This is a genomic window from Citrobacter sp. Ce104, from assembly GCF_030334595.1.
In the GTDB taxonomy this organism is placed as follows: Bacteria; Pseudomonadota; Gammaproteobacteria; order Enterobacterales; family Enterobacteriaceae; genus Citrobacter; species Citrobacter europaeus.
Map to the genome: position 1 here is coordinate 1 of NZ_JAOWDP010000066.1, position 22,581 is coordinate 22,581.

The window sequence follows — 22,581 nt, forward strand, 5'->3', positions numbered from 1 at the left end:
GATGGTGCATCCGGGAGGATTCGAACCTCCGACCGCTCGGTTCGTAGCCGAGTACTCTATCCAGCTGAGCTACGGATGCAAATGGCGGTGAGGCGGGGATTCGAACCCCGGATGCAGCTTTTGACCGCATACTCCCTTAGCAGGGGAGCGCCTTCAGCCTCTCGGCCACCTCACCAACACGCCTCTTGCGAGTGCTTCGAAGAACTTGTTTCTGCTCATCGTCGCTGCGTGGCGCACATATTACTTTCTGGGACTTATAAGTCAAACAATTTTTCCAGAGCTTTTATCGTTTGCACATTTCACGCGCAATTAGTCTGCAAAAACGGCAAAAAGAGTGTTTTATCAACAGATAAATTGGCAATTTCCTGAAGCAGTGAACAAACGGAAACGTCGCAGGAAAAGGCAATACGCGCAGTGGAATCGAAAAAATGGGGAAGACAAAATAGAAAAGAGAAGAAAAAGGACTATTCAATCAGGTTGCGCCTCACCAGAAAGGTGAGACGCGAAAACCTTAGTAACTGGACTGCTGGGATTTTTCAGCCTGGATACGCTGGTAGATCTCTTCACGATGGACAGAAACTTCTTTCGGGGCGTTTACGCCAATGCGCACCTGGTTGCCCTTCACCCCTAAAACTGTCACGGTGACCTCATCGCCTATCATGAGGGTCTCACCAACTCGACGAGTCAGAATCAGCATTCTTTGCTCCTTGAAAGATTAAAAGAGTCGGGTCTCTCTGTATCCCGGCATTATCCATCATATAACGCCAAAAAGTAAGCGATGACAAACACCTAAGTGTAAGCAGTCACGGCATCACATTCTGTTAAACCTAAGTTTAGCCGATATACACAACTTCAACCTGACTTTATCGTTGTCGATAGCGTTGATCCAACCGCTGCGGACTGAAGTCCGCAGCGTCGGCTTACGCTTATAATTATTACAGTTTTGCGCTGACCCAGCCTTTCACACTGGCTAACGCTGCAGGCAGAGCCGCTGCATCCGTACCACCGGCTTGCGCCATGTCCGGACGACCGCCACCCTTACCGCCTACCTGCTGAGCGACCATGCCAACCAGTTCCCCTGCTTTCACGCGATCTGTCACGTCCTTAGACACACCCGCAATCAGAGAAACCTTACCTTCCACTACCGTTGCCAGAACGATAACGGTAGACCCCAGTTGATTTTTCAGATCATCAACCATGGTACGCAACATTTTCGGCTCAACGTCCGCGAGTTCGCTGACCAGCAGCTTCACGCCGTTGATATCAACTGCTTTGCTGGAAAGATTTGCACTCTCCTGTGCCGCAGCCTGTTCCTTCAATTGCTGCAATTCTTTTTCAAGTTGACGCGTACGCTCCAGTACGGAACGAACTTTGTCACCGATATTCTGGCTATCGCCTTTCAGCAGCTGCGCAATATCGCTTAAGCGATCGCTCTCAGCATGCACGGTTTGGATAGCGCCTTCACCGGTTACGGCTTCGATACGACGAACGCCCGCCGCGGTGCCTGACTCGGACACTATGCGGAACAGACCGATATCACCCGTACGGCTGGCGTGAGTACCGCCACACAGTTCGGTAGAGAAATCCCCCATGCTCAGAACACGCACGTGATCGTCATATTTCTCGCCAAACAGCGCCATTGCGCCTTTGGCTTTCGCCGCTTCGAGATCCATGATGTTCGTTTCAATCGGCAGGTTGCGACGAATTTGCGCATTCACCAGATCTTCAACGGCACGGATTTCATCAGGCTTCATAGCTTCGGTATGAGAGAAGTCGAAGCGCAGCACTTTATCGTTAACCAACGAGCCTTTCTGCGCTACATGCGTACCGAGTACCTGGCGCAGCGCCGCGTGCATCAGGTGCGTTGCGGAGTGGTTCAGGCGAATACGCGCACGACGTGCATCATCAACATCGGCCTGTACTGCATCGCCAATTTTCAGAGAACCCGTAGACAGCTTGCCGATGTGACCAATGGCCTGGCCATATTTCTGTGTGTCGCTGACCGCAAAGCTAAAGCCCGCGCCTTTCAGTTCACCCTTGTCGCCAACCTGACCGCCAGATTCCGCATAGAATGGCGTCTGATCCAGAACGACAACTGCGTCCTGACCTGCGTTAATTGCGTCTACTGCTTTACCATCAACAAACAGCGCGGTCACTTTGCCGTTCAGTTCCAGGTGTTCGTAGCCTTTAAATTCAGAGGCGCCATCAACGCGAATCATCGCATTGTAGTCTGCGCCGAAGCCGCTGGCTTCACGCGCACGACGGCGCTGTTCTTCCATTGCAGCTTCAAAACCGGCTTCATCAACCTTAATGTTGCGCTCACGGCAAACGTCTGCCGTCAGGTCAACCGGGAAACCGTAGGTGTCATACAGACGGAATGCGGTTTCGCCATCCAGCGTATCGCCGGACAGTTTTGCCAGTTCTTCATCCAGCAGCGCCAGACCACGCTCCAGAGTACGTGCAAACTGCTCTTCTTCGGTTTTCAGAACCTGCTCAACCATAGCCTGCTGACGCTTCAGTTCTTCACCTGCTGAACCCATGACTTCCACCAGCGGACCAACCAGCTTGTAGAAGAAGGTATCCTTCGCGCCCAGCATATTGCCATGACGTACCGCGCGACGAATGATACGGCGCAGCACATAACCACGGTTTTCATTCGACGGAACAACGCCATCGGCAATCAGGAATGCGCAGGAACGGATATGGTCGGCGATAACGCGCAGCGACTTGTTGCTCAAATCGGTCGCGCCAGTAACTTTTGCCACGGATTCGATCAGTGAGCGGAACAGGTCGATTTCATAGTTGGAGTTAACGTGTTGCAGCACTGCCGCAATACGCTCCAGACCCATACCGGTATCCACGGACGGTTTCGGCAGCGGTTCCATGGTGCCGTCAGCCTGACGGTTGAACTGCATGAAGACGATATTCCAGATCTCAATGTAGCGATCGCCATCTTCTTCTGCGCTTCCCGGAGGGCCACCCCAAATATGGTCGCCATGGTCGTAGAAAATTTCGGTGCACGGGCCGCAAGGACCGGTATCACCCATCTGCCAGAAGTTGTCGGAAGCATAAGCCGCGCCTTTGTTATCACCGATGCGGATGATACGTTCGCGTGGAATACCGACTTCTTTCTCCCAGATTTCATAGGCTTCATCGTCAGTTTCATAGACGGTGACCCACAGACGATCTTTTGGCAGGGCAAACCAGTTTTCACCGGTCAACAGTTCCCACGCGTATTGAATGGCGTCGTGTTTGAAGTAATCGCCGAAGCTGAAGTTGCCCAGCATTTCGAAGAAAGTGTGGTGACGTGCAGTGTAACCGACGTTTTCCAGGTCGTTGTGCTTACCGCCCGCACGTACGCAACGCTGCGAGGTGGTTGCGCGGGAATAATTACGCTTGTCGAGGCCAAGGAAAACATCCTTGAACTGGTTCATCCCGGCGTTGGTAAACAACAAAGTAGGGTCATTGTTCGGTACCAGGGAGCTGCTGGCAACTACCTGATGTCCTTTACTATGGAAAAAATCGAGAAACGCCTGACGGATCTCAGCGGTGCTCTTGCTCATAATTATCCTGAAGAAATCAAGCTAACGAAATATCATTACCAGCATCGGCACGTAAACTGCGCCTCTGGCAATCGAAAAGTGGGAATAAGATAAGTTTTCTTTACTGGGAAGTAAAATCCCGTATGCGCTCAATCGTCAAAATTTCGCCATATTGCCTGAATATCTTCCATCAGATAGCCACGATAGAGCAAAAAACGCTGGACCTTTACCTTATCTGAAAAATCTACAGGTAAAGGTTCTCCGTATTTCCGAATGGCCTGCTCGCGCGCAAGAACTGCCCAGTCAATTTCGCACTCGCGCATCGCTCGTTCGATAGCCTCACGCGTGATCCCCTTTTGGTTTAGTTCCTGGCGCACGCGCGCAGGTCCATAGCCCTTACGGCTACGGCTGGCGATAAACTGCTGAACGAAGCGATCATCATCCAGATAACGACTTTCAATACACCAGGCGATGACCTTGTCGTAATCCTCCGGCGTAGCATCAATGTCTTCCGGTCCATTTTTCCCCATCACTGGAGCGGCCAGCTTGCGCCGCAGCTCCTGCTCGCTGTGATCGCGCATTGCCAGAATACGTACGGCGCGGTCAAGAAGTCGTGAATAAGCCGAACGGCGAGAAGTTGCTTCTGTCATAGTGAGCCTTCAGAAATGAAAAAGGGCTGCATGATATGCAGCCCTTTACTATATGCGATTCAAAACATGCGATTCAAAACAGATTATCAGAAATCTTCGTTCGTTTCTTTTACGTCTTCACCGCTGTCATCAACGGAGAAATCAGGCGTTGAATCCTGGTTGTTGAGCAGTAACTCACGTAACTTCGTCTCAATTTCTTTCGCAGTTGCCGGGTTTTCTTTCAGCCAGTTGGTCGCATTCGCTTTACCCTGACCGATTTTCTCACCGTTGTAGCTGTACCATGCACCCGCTTTTTCAATCAGCTTCTCTTTCACGCCCAGGTCAACCAGTTCGCCGTAGAAGTTAATACCTTCACCGTAAAGAATCTGGAATTCAGCCTGTTTGAACGGCGCTGCAATTTTGTTTTTCACGACCTTAACACGGGTTTCGCTACCAACCACGTTGTCGCCTTCTTTCACCGCGCCAATACGACGGATATCCAGGCGGACAGAAGCATAGAACTTAAGGGCGTTACCACCGGTGGTGGTTTCCGGGTTACCGAACATCACGCCAATCTTCATACGGATCTGGTTGATGAAAATCAGCAGCGTGTTGGACTGCTTCAGGTTACCGGCCAGCTTACGCATTGCCTGGCTCATCATACGTGCCGCAAGGCCCATGTGAGAGTCACCAATCTCGCCTTCGATTTCTGCCTTCGGCGTCAATGCGGCAACAGAGTCGACAACGATAACGTCAACCGCGCCGGAGCGCGCCAGCGCATCACAGATTTCCAGCGCTTGCTCACCGGTATCCGGCTGAGAACACAGCAGGTTGTCGATATCAACGCCAAGTTTGCGCGCATAGACAGGATCCAGCGCATGTTCCGCATCGATGAACGCACAAGTTTTACCTTCGCGCTGTGCGGCGGCAATAACCTGCAGGGTCAGCGTCGTTTTACCGGAGGATTCAGGCCCGTAGATTTCGACGATACGGCCCATTGGCAGACCGCCCGCGCCCAGTGCGATATCCAGAGAAAGCGAACCGGTGGAGATGGTTTCCACATCCATGGAACGGTCTTCACCCAGGCGCATGATGGAGCCTTTACCGAATTGCTTTTCGATCTGACCCAGCGCTGCCGCCAACGCTTTCTGTTTGTTTTCGTCGATAGCCATTAATTACTCCTGTCATGCCGCTTTCGGGTTAAACCGCGAAACGTGATAGATAATGTTCTGTTGAGGCAATTATACTGTATGCTCATACAGTATCAAGTATTTTGTAGAAATTGTTGCCACAGGGTTTGTAACGCGTAGGCGGTCGCCTGTCGACGTACCGCGTCGCGATCGCCGCTGAAGCATTCCCGGCGGGTAATCCCCTCGCCACTCACGCTGGCAAAAGCGAACCATACCGTCCCCACGGGCTTTTCTTCACTGCCACCATCCGGCCCCGCAATACCGCTTATCGAAACAGCGAAATGCGCGCGGGCGGCTTTTAGCGCACCAATCGCCATCTCCACCACGACAGGCTCGCTCACCGCGCCATGCTGGGCCAGCGTCTCTTCGCGCACGCCAATCATCTGCGCTTTGGCTTCATTGCTGTAGGTCACAAACCCACGCTCAAACCAGGCGGAGCTGCCGGCAATATCCGTAATCACTTTGGCTACCCAGCCGCCGGTGCAGGATTCCGCCGTTGTTACGGTTGCACCGCGCGCCTTCAGCGCCAGGCCAACCTTCTCGCTTAACTGCATCAGTTCACTGTCAGTCATTTCAGCCTCTGTCAGTTAAAAAAATATGCCGGACAAGATAGCACTTTCATAACCAATGTGGGGATGGAGAGAACGATTTACGAGGGGGATTCCAAAAATTGCTCCGTGGCATAAATAAGACCTGCCGGATGGCGATACCAGGGCATCTTATCCGGCCTACAAGAGATATCTTCCGGTAGGCCGGTGGAACGATTACTGCACGCGCGCCAGTGCGACTGCCTGACCCAATTGCCACACGGCCATCGCGTAGTGGGTACTGTGATTGTAGCGGGTGATGGTGTAGAAGTTCGGCAGTCCATACCAGTACTGATAACCAGTACCGATATCCAGGCGCAGCAGGCTGGCCTGCTGATGATTCCCCAACGACTGCTGCGGCGTCAGGCCCGCGGCGGCAAGCTGAGATATGCTGTACTGGGTTTTAAAGCCGTTCGCTAGCCCAGGCGCCTGACCATTGGCCGGAACCGCAACCGTATCGCCTTTCACCCAGCCGTGACCTTTGAAATAGTTTGCCACGCTACCGATAGCATCAACCGGATCCCACAGGTTAATGTGGCCATCGCCATTAAAATCAACGGCATATTGTTTATAGGAAGATGGCATAAACTGGCCATAGCCCATCGCCCCTGCGAAAGAACCTTTCAAATCAAGCGGATCGTCGCTTTCATCTCGCGCCATCAGCAGGAAGGTTTCCAGTTCACCAGAGAAATATTCTGCACGACGAGGATAGTTAAACGACAACGTCGCCAACGCATCCAGAATCCGCGTTTTACCCATCACGCGGCCCCAGCGAGTCTCTACGCCAATAATGCCAACGATAATTTCCGGCGGTACCCCATAGACCTGCCAGGCACGGTTAAGGGCATCTTCATATTGGTTCCAGAAGGCCACGCCGTTTTGCACGTTATCCGGCGTGATGAACTGTTTACGATACCGCAACCATGCGCCGTTAGGCCCGGCTGGCGGTTGAGTCGTCGGTGCCTGGCGGTCCATCAATCGCAATACCGAGTCCAGACGCTTGGCCTGCGACAGGATCTCTTGCAACTGCTGGCGGTCAAAGCCGTGCTTGTTCACCATTTTCTCGATGAACTGCTGCGCGTTCGGATTATTGGCAAAATCGCCGCCCGTTTGCATGACATTATGCTGTGGCTCAAGCAGGAAACCGCCGGAAGGCGTACCCGTAGTCGTTTGAGTCTCTGAAGGTTTAGGTTTGCTGCTACAAGCAGCAAGCAATACGAAAAGGGGAAGTAACGCTACATAACGACGCTTGAACATGAGACATCCATTAAACAAATTCAGCCTGGGAGAAGTATGGTAAAGCATCCTCCTCCATACAAGGAAGTAGTTGTCACTCTCCTTCACAGAATTTCCCCCCTCTTGCCCCCCCGACCGACACATTTGCGATCCCTTACGCACAATCTTTCAAATTAAAATATTTATCTTTCATTTTGAGATCAAAATAACACTTTTAAATCTTTCGATCTGATTAAAATTAGTTACCGTTTGGCAAGATAACTAAAAACCCTACAGGAGAGAATAATGATCGACACCATCACACTCGGTGCTGAGTGGTTTATCGGGTTGTTCCAGAAAGGCGGAGAGGTCTTTACCGGCATGGTAACCGGTATTCTGCCCCTGCTGATCAGTCTGCTGGTCATCATGAATGCGCTAATTAACTTTATCGGTCAGCAGCGCATTGAACGTTTTGCCCAGCGCTGCGCCGGAAACCCGCTGTCCCGCTATCTGCTGCTGCCGTGCATCGGCACATTTGTGTTTTGTAACCCAATGACGCTGAGCCTGGGCCGCTTTATGCCAGAAAAGTACAAGCCCAGCTACTACGCCGCCGCCTCATACAGTTGCCATTCCATGAACGGCTTATTCCCACACATCAACCCTGGTGAACTGTTCGTCTATCTGGGGATCGCCAGCGGACTGACCACGCTGGGTCTTCCGCTCGGCCCGCTAGCGGTGAGCTATTTGCTGGTCGGTCTGGTGACCAACTTCTTCCGCGGCTGGGTGACTGATTTCACCACCGCCATCTTTGAGAAAAAAATGGGCATTCAACTTGAGCAGAAAGTACATCTGGCGGGAGCAACATCATGACGCGTATTCGTATTGAAAAAGGCACCGGCGGCTGGGGCGGCCCGCTTGAACTGGATGCCGAACCGGGCAAGAAAATTGTCTATATCACCGCCGGGACTCGCCCCGCAATAGTCGACAGGATAGCAAGTCTGACCGGTTGGCAGGCCGTTGATGGCTTCAAAGAAGGCGAGCCGCCGGAAAACGAAATTGGCGTGGCGATCATCGACTGCGGCGGCACGCTGCGCTGCGGGATCTATCCCAAACGTCGTATACCGACGGTGAATATTCACGCTACAGGTAAATCAGGCCCACTGGCCCAGTACATTATCGAAGACATCTATGTCTCTGGCGTAAAAGAAGAAAATATTACCATTGTCGGTGAAGCATCCGCTGCGACAACGCCTGCAAGCAGCACGATTGGTCGCGAGTACGACGCCAGCAAGAAAATTACGGAACAAAGCGACGGTCTGCTGGCAAAAGTTGGGATGGGAATGGGTTCAGCAGTTGCGGTTCTGTTTCAGGCCGGACGCGACACTATCGATACCGTTCTGAAAACCATTCTGCCATTTATGGCGTTCGTCTCGGCGCTGATCGGCATCATCATGGCTTCTGGTCTGGGGGACTGGATTGCCCATGGACTCGCACCACTGGCCAGCCATCCGCTGGGACTGGTCACTCTGGCGCTGATCTGTTCTTTCCCGCTGCTGTCACCTTTTCTCGGCCCCGGCGCGGTTATCGCCCAGGTTATCGGCGTTCTGATCGGCGTACAGATTGGTTTGGGGAACATCCCTCCACATCTGGCGCTACCTGCCCTGTTCGCCATTAACGCCCAGGCTGCATGCGATTTTATTCCTGTCGGGTTGTCGCTGGCCGAAGCGCGTCAGGACACGGTCCGCGTCGGCGTGCCATCTGTTCTGGTGAGCCGTTTTCTGACCGGCGCGCCTACCGTTCTCATCGCCTGGTTTGTTTCCGGCTTTATTTACCAATAAGAGGCACTCAAAAATGACCGTGATTTATCAAACCACCATCACCCGCATCGGACAGAGTGCCCCGGATGCGCTCTGCGACCAGATGCTGATTACCTTTCGTGAAGGTGCCCCTGCGGATATCGAGGAGTTTTGCTTCATCCATTGCCACGGAGAACTAAGCGGCTCATTGCAAGCAGGGATCCAATTTGTGCTGGGTCAGCATCACTACCCGGTCACGGCCGTTGGCAGCGTGGCGGAACAAAACTTACGTGAACTGGGCCATATCACCCTGCGTTTTGACGGACTGAGTGAAGCGGAATTCCCTGGCACCGTACACGTTGCGGGTCCTGTACCAGACGGTATAGCGCCGGGCTGTATTTTGAAGTTTGTTGCTTAAGATTGAAGGAGATAAAGATGAATCAGGTTGCCGTTGTCATTGGTGGAGGCCAGACCCTGGGGGCATTCCTTTGCCGTGGGCTTGCGACAGAGGGATACCGCGTCGCGGTAGTGGATATTCAAAGCGATAAAGCCGCCAACGTCGCGCAGGAAATTAACGCCGAGTTTGGCGAAGGCACCGCCTACGGTTTTGGCGCAGATGCCACCAGCGAGCAGAGCGTGCTGGCGTTATCGCGCGGAGTGGATGAAATATTTGGCCGCGTCGATCTGCTGGTTTACAGCGCGGGTATCGCTAAAGCCGCGTTTATCAGCGACTTTCAGCTTGGGGATTTCGACCGCTCGCTGCAAGTGAATCTGGTTGGCTACTTCCTCTGCGCACGTGAATTCTCACGCCTGATGATCCGCGATGGCGTTCAGGGGCGCATTATCCAGATCAACTCCAAATCAGGGAAAGTGGGCAGTAAACACAACTCAGGTTATAGCGCGGCAAAATTTGGCGGCGTGGGCCTAACCCAGTCGCTGGCGCTGGATCTGGCGGAATACGGGATTACCGTGCATTCGTTGATGCTCGGTAATCTGCTGAAATCACCGATGTTTCAGTCGTTATTGCCGCAATATGCGACCAAGCTTGGCCTTAAGCCAGACGAAGTTGAGCAGTATTACATTGATAAGGTTCCGCTCAAGCGCGGCTGCGATTATCAGGACGTGTTGAATATGCTGCTGTTTTACGCCAGCCCGAAAGCCTCTTACTGCACAGGGCAGTCCATCAACGTCACCGGCGGTCAGGTGATGTTTTAATGTTGAATTGCCGGATGGCGACTGCGCTTATCCGGCAAAATCAAAGGAGTACATATGGTTTCCGCACTGATTACCGTCGCCGCTATCGCCTGGTGTTTGCAACTGGCGCTTGGCGGCTGGCAAATATCCCGCTTTAACCGGGCGTTTGATAAACTCTGCCAACGGGGTCGGGTTGGCGTCGGTCGTTCCGGCGGACGGTTTAAACCACGCGTGGTAGTCGCCATCGCGCTGGATGAGCGGCAACGGGTTACCGATACGTTGTTTATGAAAGGTCTTACGGTATTCGCCAGACCCGGCAAAATTGCCACAATAATGGGCAAACATCTTGATGATTTACAGCCTGATGTGATCTTTCCCCATGATCCGTTAGCGCAGAATGCACTATCATTGGCGCTTAAACTGAAACATGGGTAATTTCGTTGTGAATGCTAATAGCTTGCGAAATTATCATTTTGCAACCTATTAAGTCAGGGTAATCACGCCTATGAAACCTCGTCAGCGTCAGGCTGCCATACTGGAGCATCTGCAAAAGCAGGGAAAATGCTCGGTTGAAGAACTGGCCCACTACTTTGACACGACCGGAACGACCATTCGCAAAGACCTGGTCATTCTGGAAAATGCCGGAACCGTCATTCGTACCTATGGCGGCGTAGTATTAAATAAAGACGAATCCGACCCGCCAATCGATCATAAAACGCTAATCAATACGCATAAAAAAGAGCAGATTGCCGAAGCCGCCGTCCGTTTTATACACGATGGCGACTCTATTATTCTGGATGCGGGTAGCACCGTATTGCAGATGGTGCCGATGCTCACACGCTTTAGCAACATCACCGTCATGACCAACAGTCTGCACATTGTTAACGCCCTTTCGGAGCTGGACAACGAGCAAACCATCCTGATGCCCGGCGGGACCTTTCGCAAAAAATCTGCGTCATTTCACGGTCAGCTGGCAGAAAACGCCTTTGAGCAGTTCAGCTTTGATAAACTCTTCATGGGAACCGACGGCATTGACCTCAATGCCGGCGTGACCACCTTTAATGAGGTGTTTAGCGTCAGTAAAGCGATGTGTAATGCTGCTCGTGAAGTGATTCTGATGGCTGACTCGTCAAAATTCGGGCGCAAAAGCCCCAATGTTGTGTGCAGCCTGGAAAGCGTCGACAAGCTGATTACCGATGCGGGTATCGACCCTGCGTTTCGTCAGGCGCTGGAAGCAAAAGGGATTGAAGTAATCATAACCGGAGAAACCAATGAGTGATGCACTACTGAACGCGGGCCGCCAGACGTTAATGCTGGAACTACAGGAAGCCAGCCGACTGCCTGAGCGGCTGGGCGATGATTTTGTCCGTGCCGCCAATACTATCATCCACTGCGAAGGCAAAGTGATCGTCTCCGGGATTGGAAAATCCGGCCATATTGGCAAAAAAATCGCAGCGACCCTCGCCAGTACCGGCACGCCCGCCTTTTTTGTGCATCCGGCGGAAGCGCTGCACGGTGACTTAGGGATGATTGAAAGCCGCGATGTCATGCTATTTATCTCCTACTCTGGCGGCGCAAAAGAGCTGGATCTCATCATCCCACGCCTGGAAGACAAATCCGTCGCCCTGCTGGCAATGACCGGAAAACCGACCTCACCGCTGGGTCTGGCCGCCAAAGCCGTGCTGGATATTTCCGTTGAGCGCGAAGCCTGTCCGATGCGTCTGGCACCAACGTCCAGCACCGTGAACACTTTAATGATGGGTGACGCACTGGCAATCGCCGTAATGCAGGCGCGCGGCTTTAACGAGGAAGATTTTGCCCGCTCGCATCCGGCAGGTGCGCTGGGCGCTCGTCTGTTAAATAAAGTGCATCATCTGATGCGCCGTGACGATGCCATTCCGCAGGTGACGCTTACCACCAGCGTCATGGACGCGATGCTGGAACTCAGCCGCACGGGTCTTGGCCTGGTGGCGGTCTGCGACGACGCGTCACTGGTGAAAGGGGTCTTTACCGACGGCGACCTGCGCCGCTGGCTGGTTGGCGGCGGAGCGCTCACCACTCAGGTTAGCGAAGCAATGACCCATAATGGCATTACGCTGCAGGCGCAGAGCCGCGCGATTGATGCCAAAGAGATCCTGATGAAGCGCAAAATCACTGCCGCACCGGTGGTAGATGAAAACGGTAAACTCACCGGTGCTATCAACCTGCAGGATTTCTATCAGGCCGGTATTATCTAATCCTTCAGCCCCAGACGTTTCGCCAGCCGGTGCAGGTTGGCGACGTCTGTTTCCAGCGCTCGCGCACTTGCCGCCCAACTATGGTTATTTTGCGCCAGTGCCCGACGGATCATTTCCCGCTGGAAAGACTCTGTTGCCTCACGCAGGCTGTGATGCTGTGGGATCTCCGCAACAACTTCTGCCGCCTGCGGAGCCGGACCTTCATCCAGCAGGGCAAAATGCTGCGCCTCCAGTACCACTTCATCCCCTGCCCTGGTCGCCCTTGCCAGAACCACCGCCCGGTGAATGGCATGTTCCAGCTCGCGCACGTTTCCAGGCCAGCCATAATTCAGCAGATGGCTACGCGCGCCGGGGCTTAACACTACGCGGGAAAGCCCCAGCCGCAGCCGACATTGCTCGCAAAAATAGCCGGCCAGCAGCACCACATCTTCGCCGCGTTCGCGAAGAGGCGGTACGGAAAGGGGAAAGACGCTCAGACGGTGGAACAGATCCGCACGGAAATTCCCGGCCAGCACCTCTTCGCGTAAGTCACGGTTCGTCGCCGCCAGCACCCGCACATCCACGCGCAGACTGCGATCGTCACCCACACGCTGAATATCACCGTACTGCAATACGCGCAGCAGCTTAGCCTGTAGTGCTAACGAGAGTTCGCCAATCTCATCAAGAAACAGCGTCCCATTGTCGGCCATTTCAAACTTACCGCTACGATTGCTGATAGCCCCGGTAAACGCGCCTTTTACGTGCCCAAACAGCTCACTTTCGGCTACGGTTTCCGGCAACGCCGCGCAGTTCAGATACACCAGCGGGTTTACCGCGCGCGGCGAACCTTCATGGATAGCTTTAGCCACCAGCTCCTTCCCGGTCCCCGTTTCGCCGCTAATCAGTACGTTGAGATCGGACCCTGCCACAATCTCAATCTCTTTTTTCAGCTGCATCATATTGGGCGACAGACCAATCATCTGCGTTTCAGTCACCTGCTCGAAAGCCGTTGATGAGCCTGGCAGCATATTCTGGCTTTCCAGTTGTTCAATCAGCAGCGCATTGCTCAGCGCGCCCGCCGCCAGCGCGGCAATCAGTCTAAGCTCTTCATCGCTGAAAACATCGAACTGATCGGGCTCCATGCCATCCAGGGTTAACGCGCCAATCAGATTTTGACCGGCGAACAGCGGTAAGCCAATGCAGGCGTGTACCTTCAGGCTTTCCTGCCCCGGAATCAGCCCATCGTAAGGGTCTGGCAAATCGCTGTCGGCAGGGAAACGAACCACGTCCCCGGCACGGGCAATCGCCTCCAGACGCGGATGCCCCTCCAGGGTAAAGCGTCTGCCGAGAACATCCTGCGCCAGCCCATCGATCGCCAGCGGAATAAACTGTCGGGACTCATAGCGCAGCAATGCCGACGCGTCGCACTCCAGCACCTGGCGTAAGGTGGTTATCAGGCGTTGAAAACGGTCCTGATGTCCAATACCGCTTTGTAATTCAATGGCGATGCCCGCCAGCACGTCTACGGAAAAGCTCATGACTACCTCATTGTCATTTTGACAATTCATATTGTCATATTGACAATAAAATGAATAGTCATTTTGACTACCACCTAATAAGCATCAAACAATAAAACCTTTAAAATCAATAAAATAAAAAGTTGGCACACAACCTGCAATAAGCAAAACATCTTTTTTAGAAAAACGCTGAATTAATTACTGAGGTTGCTATGTCTATTCTGGTTAAAAATAACATTCATTGGGTTGGCCAACGTGACTGGGAAGTTCGTGATTTCCACGGGACTGAATACAAAACGCTGCGCGGTAGCAGCTACAACAGCTATCTCATCCGTGAAGAAAAAAATGTCCTGATCGATACAGTAGACCACAAATTTAGCCGTGAATTCGTGCAGAACCTGCGCAGTGAAATTGACCTCGCGGATATCGACTACATCATCATTAACCACGCGGAAGAAGACCATGCCGGGGCGCTGACCGAGCTAATGTCCTGCATCCCGGATACGCCGATTTACTGCACAGCCAACGCCATTGACTCCATCAACGGGCACCACCATCACCCGGAGTGGAATTTCAACGTGGTGAAAACCGGTGATTCACTGGACATTGGTAACGGCAAACAGCTGATCTTCGTTGAAACGCCGATGCTGCACTGGCCTGACAGCATGATGACCTACATGACCGGCGACGCGGTGCTGTTCAGTAACGACGCCTTCGGTCAGCACTACTGCGACGAACGTCTGTTTAACGACGAAGTTGACCAGACCGAACTGTTCGAACAGTGCCAGCGTTACTACGCCAATATCCTGACGCCGTTCAGCCGTCTGGTTACACCGAAAATCACTGAGATCCTCGGCTTCAACCTGCCGGTCGATATGATTGCCACTTCTCACGGCGTGGTATGGCGCGACAACCCAACGCAAATCGTTGAGATGTACCTGAAATGGGCGGCGGATTACCAGGAAGACCGGATCACCATTTTCTACGACACCATGTCCAACAATACCCGCATGATGGCGGACGCCATTGCCCAGGGCATCAACGAAGTTGACCCGAACGTGGCGGTGAAAATCTTTAACGTCGCCCGTAGCGATAAAAACGAAGTTCTGACTAACGTCTTCCGCTCTAAAGGCGTACTGGTCGGTACTTCGACGATGAACAACGTGATGATGCCGAAAATCGCGGGTCTCGTGGAAGAGATGACCGGCCTGCGTTTTCGTAACAAACGCGCCAGCGCTTTTGGCTCACACGGCTGGAGCGGCGGAGCGGTAGACCGTTTATCCACGCGCCTGCAGGATGCAGGTTTCGAGATGTCGCTGAGCCTCAAAGCCAAATGGCGTCCGGACCTGGATGCGTTGGAACTGTGCCGCCAGCACGGCCGTGAAATTGCTCGTCAGTGGGCGCTTGCTCCACTGCCGGAAACAACCGTGAAAGCAGCATCCAAAGAAGAAGAGTGCGCCTGCGCAGCAGCCGCAGCAGCCGATCTCGGTCCATGCATGCAATGCAGCGTGTGCCAGTGGATTTACGACCCGGCAAAAGGTGAACCGCTGCAGGATGTTGCGCCGGGAACGCCGTGGAGCGACGTGCCTGACAACTTCCTGTGCCCGGAATGTTCATTAGGTAAAGACGTCTTCGACGTACTGGCAACGGAGGCAAAATGAGCCGCGGAATTGTCATTATTGGTTCGGGCTTCGCTGCCCGCCAGTTAGTCAAAAATATCCGTAAGCAGGATGCAAATGTCCCGCTGACCCTGATTGCTGCGGACAGCATGGATGAGTACAACAAGCCCGATCTCAGCCATGTTATCAGTCAGTCGCAACGTGCAGACGACCTCACCCGCCAGTCGGCGGGAGAGTTTGCCGAACAGTTTAATTTACGCCTGTTCCCGCACACCTGGGTAACCGACATCGACGCTGATGCTCACGTAGTGAAAAGCCAGGATCATCAGTGGCAGTACGACAAGCTGGTACTGGCGACGGGCGCTTCAGCCTTTGTACCGCCCGTTACCGGACGTGAGTTAATGCTCACGTTGAACAGTCAACAAGAGTACCGCGCCTGTGAAACGCAGCTGCGCGACGCACAGCGGGTACTGATTGTCGGCGGCGGCTTGATTGGCAGTGAACTGGCGATGGATTTTTGTCGTGCCGGTAAAGCGGTAACGCTTATCGACAACGCCGCCAGCATTCTGGCTTCGCTGATGCCACCGGAAGTCAGCAGTCGCTTACAGCATCGTCTGACCGATATGGGTGTGCATCTGCTGCTGAAATCCCAGCTTCAGGGTCTGGAAAAAACTGAATCGGGTATTCGCGCCACGCTCGATCGTAGCCGCAGCGTAGAAGTCGATGCGGTGATCGCCGCCACCGGTCTGCGCCCGGAAACTGCATTGGCACGCCGCGCCGGATTGAACATCAACCGTGGCGTCTGCGTCGACAGCTACCTGCAAACCAGCCATCCAGATATTTACGCACTCGGCGACTGTGCGGAAATTAACGGTCAGGTACTTCCGTTCCTGCAACCGATTCAACTGAGCGCCATGTATCTGGCGAAAAACCTGCTCGGCGGCAATACGCCGTTGAAGCTGCCAGCCATGCTGGTAAAAGTCAAAACGCCGGAACTGCCATTGCATTTGGCCGGGGAAACCCAGCGCCGCGATTTGAACTGGCAAATTGCCGCCGAAACGCAGGGGATGGTCGCCAGAGGGATGAACGACGAAGGTCAGTTGTGCGCGTTCGTCGTCAGTGAAGACCGCATGAAAGAGGCCTTTGCGTTGCTGAAAACGTTGCCCGTGTAAATCGTGATGCCGGATGGCGGCTTTGCTTTATCCGGCTACGCTGCTACTGATTTATTAACCTCACGCACATGGATGTGCGTTGCCATTTGTCGGTATGCCCCGACATGTTTTTCTTGCCCCGCCAGTCCCGGGGCTTTTTTTATTTTTGTGCCAACGCTCGCGCCGCGGCAATCACGCCTTGCCCCAACGACAACCCACCGTCGCCCGCCGGTAAACGCTGCGGGAACAGTAAAGTAAAATCATGCAGATAAATAGCCAGACGGGCTGACAATAAACGGTTATGCATCACGCCGCCGCTAAATACTAACGTCTTGATTCCACGCGCTTCGGCCTGCTCTCGCATCAGAGTAGCAAACCCACGCGCCAGCGCGTCGTGAAACGCCCACGCTCTTACCGCTGGTTTGGCCTGCCAGTTCAGCCATTGCTGCCAAAAAACCGCTAAGTCCAGTTCATTGCCATCAAGCGGCACCGTGACAGGGTGATCAACATCATCACACTGCGATGCCAGCGCCTCCAGCGCGCAGGCCGCTTCTCCTTCATAACTCAACGAGTCCGGCGCACATTGCAGCGCAGCGGCAACGGCGTCAAACAACCGTCCGCACGATGACGCCAGCGGAGCGTTGATCCCCCGTTCAATAGCGCGCGCCAGCACATTCCAGTTTTGATGCTGCAGCGCAGATGTTTCCGGATAACGCTGCCAGTCAGGAACAAAACGCAGGCACTGCGCGAGCAGGTTACGCCACGGCTGTTTTGCCGCCAGATCGCCGCCCGCCAGCGCTACCGCAGGTAGGCCGCCAAGGTGTTCGCATTCACGATAGTTGACCCGCAAACACTCTCCCCCCCACAGCGCGCCGTTTTCCCCCATGCCGATACCGTCTAACGTCAGAGCAATCACGTCGCCACCGTCGAGCGGCCAGCCGTGCTCGGCAAGACACGCAGCGGCATGCGCATGGTGATGCAGCGCCGTTTCAACTGGCAGCTCCATTTCGCTGGCCCACTGGCTGGAAACATAGCCAGGGTGTGCATCGTGCACAATACGCTGCGGCGTAAAGTCATAAATGCTCTGGATCAGGCGCAGCGCATCACGCCACTGCTGCTGAATGCCGTCATCGCTGAGATCGCCCAAATGCTGGCTGATAACCGCCTGTTCGCCACGCATCAGACAGAAAGTATTTTTCAGATCCGCGCCTAAGCACAGCATCGGCGGCACATCGCGAAATCCTGGCGGCAGTGCTACCGCATCCGGTACGTAACCCCGGGAACGACGCAGCATTTCCCCACTTTCACGCACCACCGAGTCATCCATCCGCTGCACAATTTCGCGGTTATGCAGCAGGAAACCGTCAGCAATGTCGCGTAAATCTTCCAGCGCCTGCGCGTTGGTAATGGCCGGCGGCCTGCCGCTGAGATTGCCGGAGGTCATCACCAGTGGGCAATTCATCTCTTGTAAAAGTAAATGCTGTAACGGATTCGCGGGCAGCATGACGCCAACCTCCGTTAACCCTGGCGCAATTCCTTCGCTCAATGCCGCGACATAGCGCTTCTGTACCAGCACGATCGGCGCGGCAGGGGTAGTCAGCAAACGACGAGCGGGTTCAGGTAGCCCGTCATCACCTGGCAGCATTACCGCCAGAGGTTTTGCCGGACGGCGTTTGCGCAACCTGAGCAACGCTATGGCATCATCATTTCGCGCATCACACACCAGATGAAACCCGCCAATGCCTTTAACGGCCACAATACCGCCTGCTTTCAGCCGCGATACCGCCACCTGCAGCGCCTCTTCTTTCTCCGCCCGCTCATCCGCGCTGAACCACTCAAGATGAGGGCCGCAGGCCGGACAGGCAACGGGCTGGGCATGGAAGCGACGATCATACGGGTCGCGATACTCTTTATCGCATTGCGCACAGAGTGGGAACGACGCCATCACAGTGAACGGCCGGTCATAGGGCATGGCGCGGATAATCGTAAAACGTGGACCACAGTGGGTGCAGTTGATAAAGGGGTATCGGTAGCGACGTTCGCCGGGGGTGTTCATTTCAACAAGGCATTCGGGACAGGTCGCGGCGTCAGGAACGATTTGCGTATTCATCGTACCGCCAGCACTTTGACGAATCGAGAAATCGGCAGGCTGCTGCGTCCAGACGAATGGTTCGCTCTCAACACTGTCAATACGCGCCAGCGGTGGGCAGTGTTGATGCAACTGTGCAATAAACTCCGCCGGATCTTCCTGCACACGCACAACCACACCGTCACCGTCGTTACACACATCGCCATGCAGTTGTAACCGCTGCGCCAGTTGCCAGACGTAGGGGCGAAATCCGACACCCTGTACCTTACCGCGAATACGCAGTTGTACGCCGGAGTGGTTGTTTATTGTCATTAGGTAGTCCCGCAGTCATCTATCCCCGTAGGCCGGATAAGGCAAAGCCGCCATCCGGCATAAGTACTGCCGTATTTTACGCGGATTTTCAGATATCAGAACAGCAAAGATGCGGTGGAATCCAGCGCCGCGCGACGGCGTTTTTCCGCGCTCAATTGCTCAAGCTTATTGCGATCCACATAAATCAGCGCGTGAGTCGGGCAGACTTCCATACAGGCAGGGCCGGCCTCACGGTGGTGGCACAGATCGCACTTATTGGCTTCTGCTTTTTCTGCACGGACGTTCAGACCCGCGCCGCTGTTACGCACAACCGGGCGCACAACCACTTCCATTGCGCCATAAGGGCACGCCACAACGCAGGTTTTACACCCAATGCAGCGTTCCTGCATCACGTGGACAAAGCCTTTATCACGGCTGATAGCACCGTTCGGGCAGACGTTAGCGCACGGCGCGTCTTCGCACTGGCGGCACAGCGTCGCCGTGGAGACATTAACGCCTTTGATGACGTGAATGCGGGGTAAAAAAGTTTCAGGGGTCAGCGATGCGCAGTCCTGGTTATCCTGATGGGATACCACGCAGGCCACTTCACAGGTACGGCAACCAATGCATTTATTGGCGTCTGCAATGATGAAACGGTTCATCAATTTCTCCAGCAATGACAGAATATCTGCCGAAGCATTCACAAATCGTGCCAGATTTTAATTGACTGTTATTAAAGGTTTTTTATTCTGACGAATGCAGGAAAGGCGTGTCATCGTCACTAGTGACGATGACAAATGACAGCCGTCAGCGCAAGACAAGCGGCGCAACAGAGTCGCGTTGGATGAGTTCGCCGGTGAAGGTTTTTGGCGGCGTAAATGCCCCGTCATCCAGCATAAAGATCAGACGTCCAATCGTTTCCTGAATCATTTCCGTCACCGGTATTTTGACGCTGGAAAGCGCCGGAATAGTGTATGGCGCGAGGGCGATATCATCGAAGCCAATCACCGACACCTGCGCAGGAACGCGCACGCCATGCACGTGCAACTGCTTCATCGCGCCGATCGCCATATCGTCATTACTGGCCACCAGCGCGGTGAATTTGACCTTGCGCGAAAGGAAAGTATCCACACCCGCTGCGCCGCAGGCCGGCGTCCATTTCCCGTTAACAATCAGATCATTGTTTAGCGGGATACCATGATGCGCCAGCGCGTCTTTATAGCCTGAAAGTCGCTCCACGCCGGTAGGGGAATCCATTGAACCGGTAATAAATCCAATCTCTTTATGCCCGGCGGCAATGAGCTGAGTAACGGCGTTGAAGCTGGTTTGCTTTTGATCGCACCACACGCTGTGGCTACTGTTTTTCCGCAAGCGTCGATTAAGCACCATAATCGGCTGGCTGTGGGCGTCGATGATATCGTCTATCTCATCCACGCTGAGAAAACGCGGATAGATCATAATCGCGTCACAGCGCAGGTCGAGCAGGTACTGGATCGCCTGGCGCTCTTCCTCAGCGCTGTGTTTACCGTCAGCCAGTAACAGCTGGCGTCCTTTATCTTCCGCCATCCGCGCGGTATGAAACAGCAGCTCGCTGAAATAGACGCCGTGATAAAGGGTATTTGTTACCACCAGACCCAGCGTCTGCGTGGTTTTCGCTGCGAGACTGCGGGCCAGCAAGTTTGGGCGGTAACCACTCTCTTCAATGGCCTGAAACACGCGGTCTTTGGTCTCCTGGCTGACATAGCCGTTTCCGGAAAGCACCCGGGAAACGGTCGCTTTCGACACCCCGGCACGCTTCGCCACCTCCAGCATCGTGGTCATATTACTCATCCCTATTCTCTCAATGTGACGCAGTGTACTGCACCGTTTCGCCGCTGTCCTTGCTGCTAAATCGCAGACGCTGACATATGGTGATCGGAGTCACAATTACAAAAAGTGATCAAAATTAAATCTTGCTCATTATTCATAATTTAAACATGATTTTGTGGAACCGGTTTCCTATCTGTGTTTCATTCACTCAGAAAAGCGACCAACGTAAACGGATAAAACATAACGTACTCTACTGATAAAACAGGATTAAATCCGATGTCCAAGAATTATGCAGCGCTGGCGCGCTCCGTTGTGACGGCTCTGGGAGGCGTCGACAACATCACAGCAGTGACCCACTGCATGACCCGTTTGCGTTTCGTTATCAAAGATGACTCGCAGGTCGACAGCGCGACGCTGAAGACGCTCTCTGGCGTGCTCGGCGTGGTGCGTAACGATAATCAGTGCCAGGTGATTATCGGCAACACCGTTTCGCAGGCGTATCGTGAAGTGGTCAGCCTGTTGCCTGCCAACATGCAACCTGCTGAGCCGCAAACCAAACCCCGACTGACGCTGAAGCGGATTGGCGCGGGGATCCTCGACGCGCTGATCGGCACCATGTCTCCGTTGATCCCGGCAATTATCGGCGGATCAATGCTCAAGCTGCTGGCGATGGTTCTGGAAATGACCGGCGTGCTGGTGAAAGGTTCGTCCACACTCACCATTCTGACCGTTATCGGCGACGGCGCATTTTTCTTCCTGCCGCTGATGGTCGCCGCTTCTGCAGCCATCAAATTCAAAACTAACATGTCGCTGGCTATCGCCATCGCAGGGGTACTGGTGCATCCCAGCTTTATCGACCTGATGGCGAAGGCCGCGCAGGGTGAACACGTTGAGTTCGCCCTGATCCCGGTGACGGCGGTGAAGTATACCTATACGGTGATCCCGGCACTGGTCATGACCTGGTGTCTGTCTTACATCGAACGCTGGGTCGATCGCATCACTCCGGCGGTGACCAAAAACTTCCTGAAACCGATGCTGATCGTACTGATCGCCGCCCCACTCGCCATCGTCATCATTGGCCCGGTAGGCATCTGGATCGGGAGTGCGATTTCCGCGCTGGTGTATACCATTCACGGCTATCTCGGCTGGCTGTCGGTAGCCATTATGGGCGCGCTGTGGCCGCTGCTGGTAATGACCGGTATGCACCGCGTCTTTACGCCAACCATCATTCAGACTATTGCCGAGACCGGAAAAGAAGGCATGGTGATGCCGTCTGAAATCGGCGCCAACTTGTCGTTAGGCGGTTCATCGCTGGCAGTAGCATGGAAAACTAAAAACCCGGAGTTGCGTCAGACGGCGTTAGCGGCAGCTGCCTCAGCCATTATGGCGGGTATTTCCGAACCTGCGCTGTATGGCGTGGCGATCCGCCTGAAACGTCCGCTGATTGCGAGCCTTATCAGCGGCTTTATCTGCGGCGCCGTTGCCGGAATGGCCGGACTGGCAAGCCACTCCATGGCGGCTCCGGGCCTGTTCACCAGCGTACAGTTTTTCGATCCGGCCAATCCGATGACCATCGTCTGGGTATTTGGCGTGATGGCGCTGGCAGTAGTGCTTTCCTTTGTATTAACACTGATTCTCGGCTTTGAAGATATTCCTGTCGAAGATGCAGCCGCGCAGGCCAGAAAAAATCAGGCCGCACAACCGGGCAATATCAATGGAGCCAGCATTTGACTGGT

The 22,581-nt window shown here is 54.0% G+C and carries 20 protein-coding genes and 2 tRNA genes; 10 read left to right on the plus strand and 12 right to left on the minus strand.

Translation table 11 applies throughout. From position 1 onward, the window contains the following. Window positions 1-2: 2 nt before the first annotated feature. The 8 genes from OGW16_RS16400 to mltB all read right to left on the minus strand — a co-directional run bounded on the left by OGW16_RS16400 (window position 3) and on the right by mltB (window position 7,205). Window positions 3-79: transfer RNA gene (locus tag OGW16_RS16400), tRNA-Arg, on the minus strand. Between the two features lie 3 nt (window positions 80-82). Continuing rightward, window positions 83-175, minus strand: a tRNA-Ser gene (locus tag OGW16_RS16405). Window positions 176-511: 336 nt separating this feature from the next. Beyond that, window positions 512-697 carry a carbon storage regulator CsrA gene (gene csrA / locus OGW16_RS16410; protein WP_000906486.1) on the minus strand — a complete coding sequence of 62 codons (186 nt, stop codon included), beginning with the start codon at window positions 695-697 and terminating at the stop codon, window positions 512-514. A 238-nt stretch (window positions 698-935) separates the two neighbouring features. Further along, window positions 936-3,563: an alanine--tRNA ligase gene (gene alaS, locus OGW16_RS16415; RefSeq protein ID WP_043017323.1), complete on the minus strand. Its 2,628-nt coding sequence runs from the start codon at window positions 3,561-3,563 to the stop codon at window positions 936-938. Between the two features lie 128 nt (window positions 3,564-3,691). After that, on the minus strand, window positions 3,692-4,192 hold the full coding sequence (recX, locus tag OGW16_RS16420) for a recombination regulator RecX (RefSeq protein ID WP_043017324.1): 501 nt from the start codon (window positions 4,190-4,192) through the stop codon (window positions 3,692-3,694). Window positions 4,193-4,278: 86 nt separating this feature from the next. Beyond that, window positions 4,279-5,343 (minus strand): recombinase RecA, encoded by a 1,065-nt coding sequence (gene recA, locus OGW16_RS16425; protein WP_087052082.1) that lies wholly within the window; start codon window positions 5,341-5,343, stop codon window positions 4,279-4,281. Window positions 5,344-5,435: 92 nt separating this feature from the next. Next, window positions 5,436-5,933 carry a nicotinamide-nucleotide amidase gene (gene pncC, locus OGW16_RS16430; RefSeq protein ID WP_043017326.1) on the minus strand — a complete coding sequence of 166 codons (498 nt, stop codon included), beginning with the start codon at window positions 5,931-5,933 and terminating at the stop codon, window positions 5,436-5,438. A 192-nt stretch (window positions 5,934-6,125) separates the two neighbouring features. Continuing rightward, window positions 6,126-7,205: a lytic murein transglycosylase B gene (gene mltB / locus OGW16_RS16435; protein WP_032947148.1), complete on the minus strand. Its 1,080-nt coding sequence runs from the start codon at window positions 7,203-7,205 to the stop codon at window positions 6,126-6,128. A gap of 264 nt (window positions 7,206-7,469) precedes the next feature. On the opposite strand from mltB, the gene srlA reads away from it, so the two are divergent. The 7 genes from srlA (at window position 7,470) to gutQ (ending at window position 12,390) form a co-directional block, all read left to right on the plus strand. Beyond that, on the plus strand, window positions 7,470-8,033 hold the full coding sequence (gene srlA, locus OGW16_RS16440) for a PTS glucitol/sorbitol transporter subunit IIC (RefSeq protein ID WP_003825953.1): 564 nt from the start codon (window positions 7,470-7,472) through the stop codon (window positions 8,031-8,033). Further along, window positions 8,030-9,001, plus strand: coding sequence for a PTS glucitol/sorbitol transporter subunit IIB (gene srlE / locus OGW16_RS16445; protein ID WP_075145739.1), 972 nt, complete (start codon window positions 8,030-8,032; stop codon window positions 8,999-9,001). Before srlA ends, srlE begins: the two co-directional genes overlap by 4 nt. Window positions 9,002-9,014: 13 nt before the next feature. Continuing rightward, on the plus strand, window positions 9,015-9,377 hold the full coding sequence (gene srlB / locus OGW16_RS16450) for a PTS glucitol/sorbitol transporter subunit IIA (RefSeq protein WP_043017328.1): 363 nt from the start codon (window positions 9,015-9,017) through the stop codon (window positions 9,375-9,377). A gap of 17 nt (window positions 9,378-9,394) precedes the next feature. Continuing rightward, a complete protein-coding gene (srlD, locus tag OGW16_RS16455) occupies window positions 9,395-10,174 on the plus strand; it encodes a sorbitol-6-phosphate dehydrogenase (protein ID WP_003037345.1) in 780 nt (259 codons plus the stop codon). Between the two features lie 54 nt (window positions 10,175-10,228). Continuing rightward, entirely contained in the window at window positions 10,229-10,588 is a 360-nt protein-coding gene (gene gutM / locus OGW16_RS16460; RefSeq protein WP_043017330.1) for a transcriptional regulator GutM, read from the plus strand. A gap of 70 nt (window positions 10,589-10,658) precedes the next feature. Then, a complete protein-coding gene (srlR, locus tag OGW16_RS16465; protein ID WP_003037350.1) occupies window positions 10,659-11,432 on the plus strand; it encodes a glucitol operon DNA-binding transcriptional repressor SrlR in 774 nt (257 codons plus the stop codon). Then, a complete protein-coding gene (gene gutQ / locus OGW16_RS16470) occupies window positions 11,425-12,390 on the plus strand; it encodes an arabinose-5-phosphate isomerase GutQ (protein ID WP_038633059.1) in 966 nt (321 codons plus the stop codon). The genes srlR and gutQ overlap by 8 nt, the downstream gene beginning before the upstream one ends. On the opposite strand, the gene norR is transcribed toward gutQ, so the two are convergent. Beyond that, complete coding sequence (norR, locus tag OGW16_RS16475; RefSeq protein WP_075145737.1) at window positions 12,387-13,907, minus strand: nitric oxide reductase transcriptional regulator NorR; 1,521 nt, start codon at window positions 13,905-13,907, stop codon at window positions 12,387-12,389. The genes gutQ and norR overlap by 4 nt on opposite strands. Before the next feature lie 191 nt (window positions 13,908-14,098). On the opposite strand from norR, the gene norV reads away from it, so the two are divergent. Together norV and norW are read left to right on the plus strand one after the other, a co-directional pair. Then, a complete protein-coding gene (gene norV / locus OGW16_RS16480) occupies window positions 14,099-15,547 on the plus strand; it encodes an anaerobic nitric oxide reductase flavorubredoxin (RefSeq protein WP_075145736.1) in 1,449 nt (482 codons plus the stop codon). Next, entirely contained in the window at window positions 15,544-16,677 is a 1,134-nt protein-coding gene (gene norW, locus OGW16_RS16485; protein ID WP_286518628.1) for an NADH:flavorubredoxin reductase NorW, read from the plus strand. The genes norV and norW overlap by 4 nt, the downstream gene beginning before the upstream one ends. A gap of 139 nt (window positions 16,678-16,816) precedes the next feature. Here the strand turns inward: norW and hypF are convergent, their stop codons facing one another. From hypF to OGW16_RS16500, 3 genes are all read right to left on the minus strand, one after another. Next, window positions 16,817-19,057, minus strand: coding sequence for a carbamoyltransferase HypF (gene hypF / locus OGW16_RS16490; RefSeq protein ID WP_286518629.1), 2,241 nt, complete (start codon window positions 19,055-19,057; stop codon window positions 16,817-16,819). Window positions 19,058-19,152: 95 nt separating this feature from the next. After that, the gene (gene hydN, locus OGW16_RS16495) at window positions 19,153-19,698 is read right to left on the minus strand and encodes an electron transport protein HydN (RefSeq protein WP_003037366.1); all 546 of its coding nucleotides are present in this window, start codon (window positions 19,696-19,698) and stop codon (window positions 19,153-19,155) included. A 145-nt stretch (window positions 19,699-19,843) separates the two neighbouring features. Then, entirely contained in the window at window positions 19,844-20,857 is a 1,014-nt protein-coding gene (locus tag OGW16_RS16500) for a LacI family DNA-binding transcriptional regulator (protein WP_286518675.1), read from the minus strand. Between the two features lie 264 nt (window positions 20,858-21,121). Here OGW16_RS16500 and ascF point away from each other — a divergent pair, with 264 nt between their 5' ends. Beyond that, window positions 21,122-22,576, plus strand: coding sequence for a PTS cellobiose/arbutin/salicin transporter subunit IIBC (gene ascF, locus OGW16_RS16505; protein ID WP_043017335.1), 1,455 nt, complete (start codon window positions 21,122-21,124; stop codon window positions 22,574-22,576). Window positions 22,577-22,581: the final 5 nt, after the last annotated feature.

What these genes read in the sequence shown, in the direction of transcription:
- norW (WP_286518628.1), top strand. Translation starts at nt 15,544, where the DNA reads ATGAGCCGCGGAATTGTCATTATTGGTTCGGGCTTCGCTGCCCGCCAG.
- srlA (WP_003825953.1), top strand. Translation starts at nt 7,470, where the DNA reads ATGATCGACACCATCACACTCGGTGCTGAGTGGTTTATCGGGTTGTTC.
- pncC (WP_043017326.1), bottom strand. Translation starts at nt 5,933, where the DNA reads ATGACTGACAGTGAACTGATGCAGTTAAGCGAGAAGGTTGGCCTGGCG.
- OGW16_RS16500 (WP_286518675.1), bottom strand. Translation starts at nt 20,857, where the DNA reads ATGACCACGATGCTGGAGGTGGCGAAGCGTGCCGGGGTGTCGAAAGCG.
- gutQ (WP_038633059.1), top strand. Translation starts at nt 11,425, where the DNA reads ATGAGTGATGCACTACTGAACGCGGGCCGCCAGACGTTAATGCTGGAA.
- srlR (WP_003037350.1), top strand. Translation starts at nt 10,659, where the DNA reads ATGAAACCTCGTCAGCGTCAGGCTGCCATACTGGAGCATCTGCAAAAG.
- norV (WP_075145736.1), top strand. Translation starts at nt 14,099, where the DNA reads ATGTCTATTCTGGTTAAAAATAACATTCATTGGGTTGGCCAACGTGAC.
- alaS (WP_043017323.1), bottom strand. Translation starts at nt 3,563, where the DNA reads ATGAGCAAGAGCACCGCTGAGATCCGTCAGGCGTTTCTCGATTTTTTC.
- ascF (WP_043017335.1), top strand. Translation starts at nt 21,122, where the DNA reads ATGTCCAAGAATTATGCAGCGCTGGCGCGCTCCGTTGTGACGGCTCTG.
- mltB (WP_032947148.1), bottom strand. Translation starts at nt 7,205, where the DNA reads ATGTTCAAGCGTCGTTATGTAGCGTTACTTCCCCTTTTCGTATTGCTT.
- csrA (WP_000906486.1), bottom strand. Translation starts at nt 697, where the DNA reads ATGCTGATTCTGACTCGTCGAGTTGGTGAGACCCTCATGATAGGCGAT.
- hypF (WP_286518629.1), bottom strand. Translation starts at nt 19,057, where the DNA reads ATGACAATAAACAACCACTCCGGCGTACAACTGCGTATTCGCGGTAAG.
- norR (WP_075145737.1), bottom strand. Translation starts at nt 13,907, where the DNA reads ATGAGCTTTTCCGTAGACGTGCTGGCGGGCATCGCCATTGAATTACAA.
- recA (WP_087052082.1), bottom strand. Translation starts at nt 5,343, where the DNA reads ATGGCTATCGACGAAAACAAACAGAAAGCGTTGGCGGCAGCGCTGGGT.
- hydN (WP_003037366.1), bottom strand. Translation starts at nt 19,698, where the DNA reads ATGAACCGTTTCATCATTGCAGACGCCAATAAATGCATTGGTTGCCGT.
- srlE (WP_075145739.1), top strand. Translation starts at nt 8,030, where the DNA reads ATGACGCGTATTCGTATTGAAAAAGGCACCGGCGGCTGGGGCGGCCCG.
- srlD (WP_003037345.1), top strand. Translation starts at nt 9,395, where the DNA reads ATGAATCAGGTTGCCGTTGTCATTGGTGGAGGCCAGACCCTGGGGGCA.
- gutM (WP_043017330.1), top strand. Translation starts at nt 10,229, where the DNA reads ATGGTTTCCGCACTGATTACCGTCGCCGCTATCGCCTGGTGTTTGCAA.
- srlB (WP_043017328.1), top strand. Translation starts at nt 9,015, where the DNA reads ATGACCGTGATTTATCAAACCACCATCACCCGCATCGGACAGAGTGCC.
- recX (WP_043017324.1), bottom strand. Translation starts at nt 4,192, where the DNA reads ATGACAGAAGCAACTTCTCGCCGTTCGGCTTATTCACGACTTCTTGAC.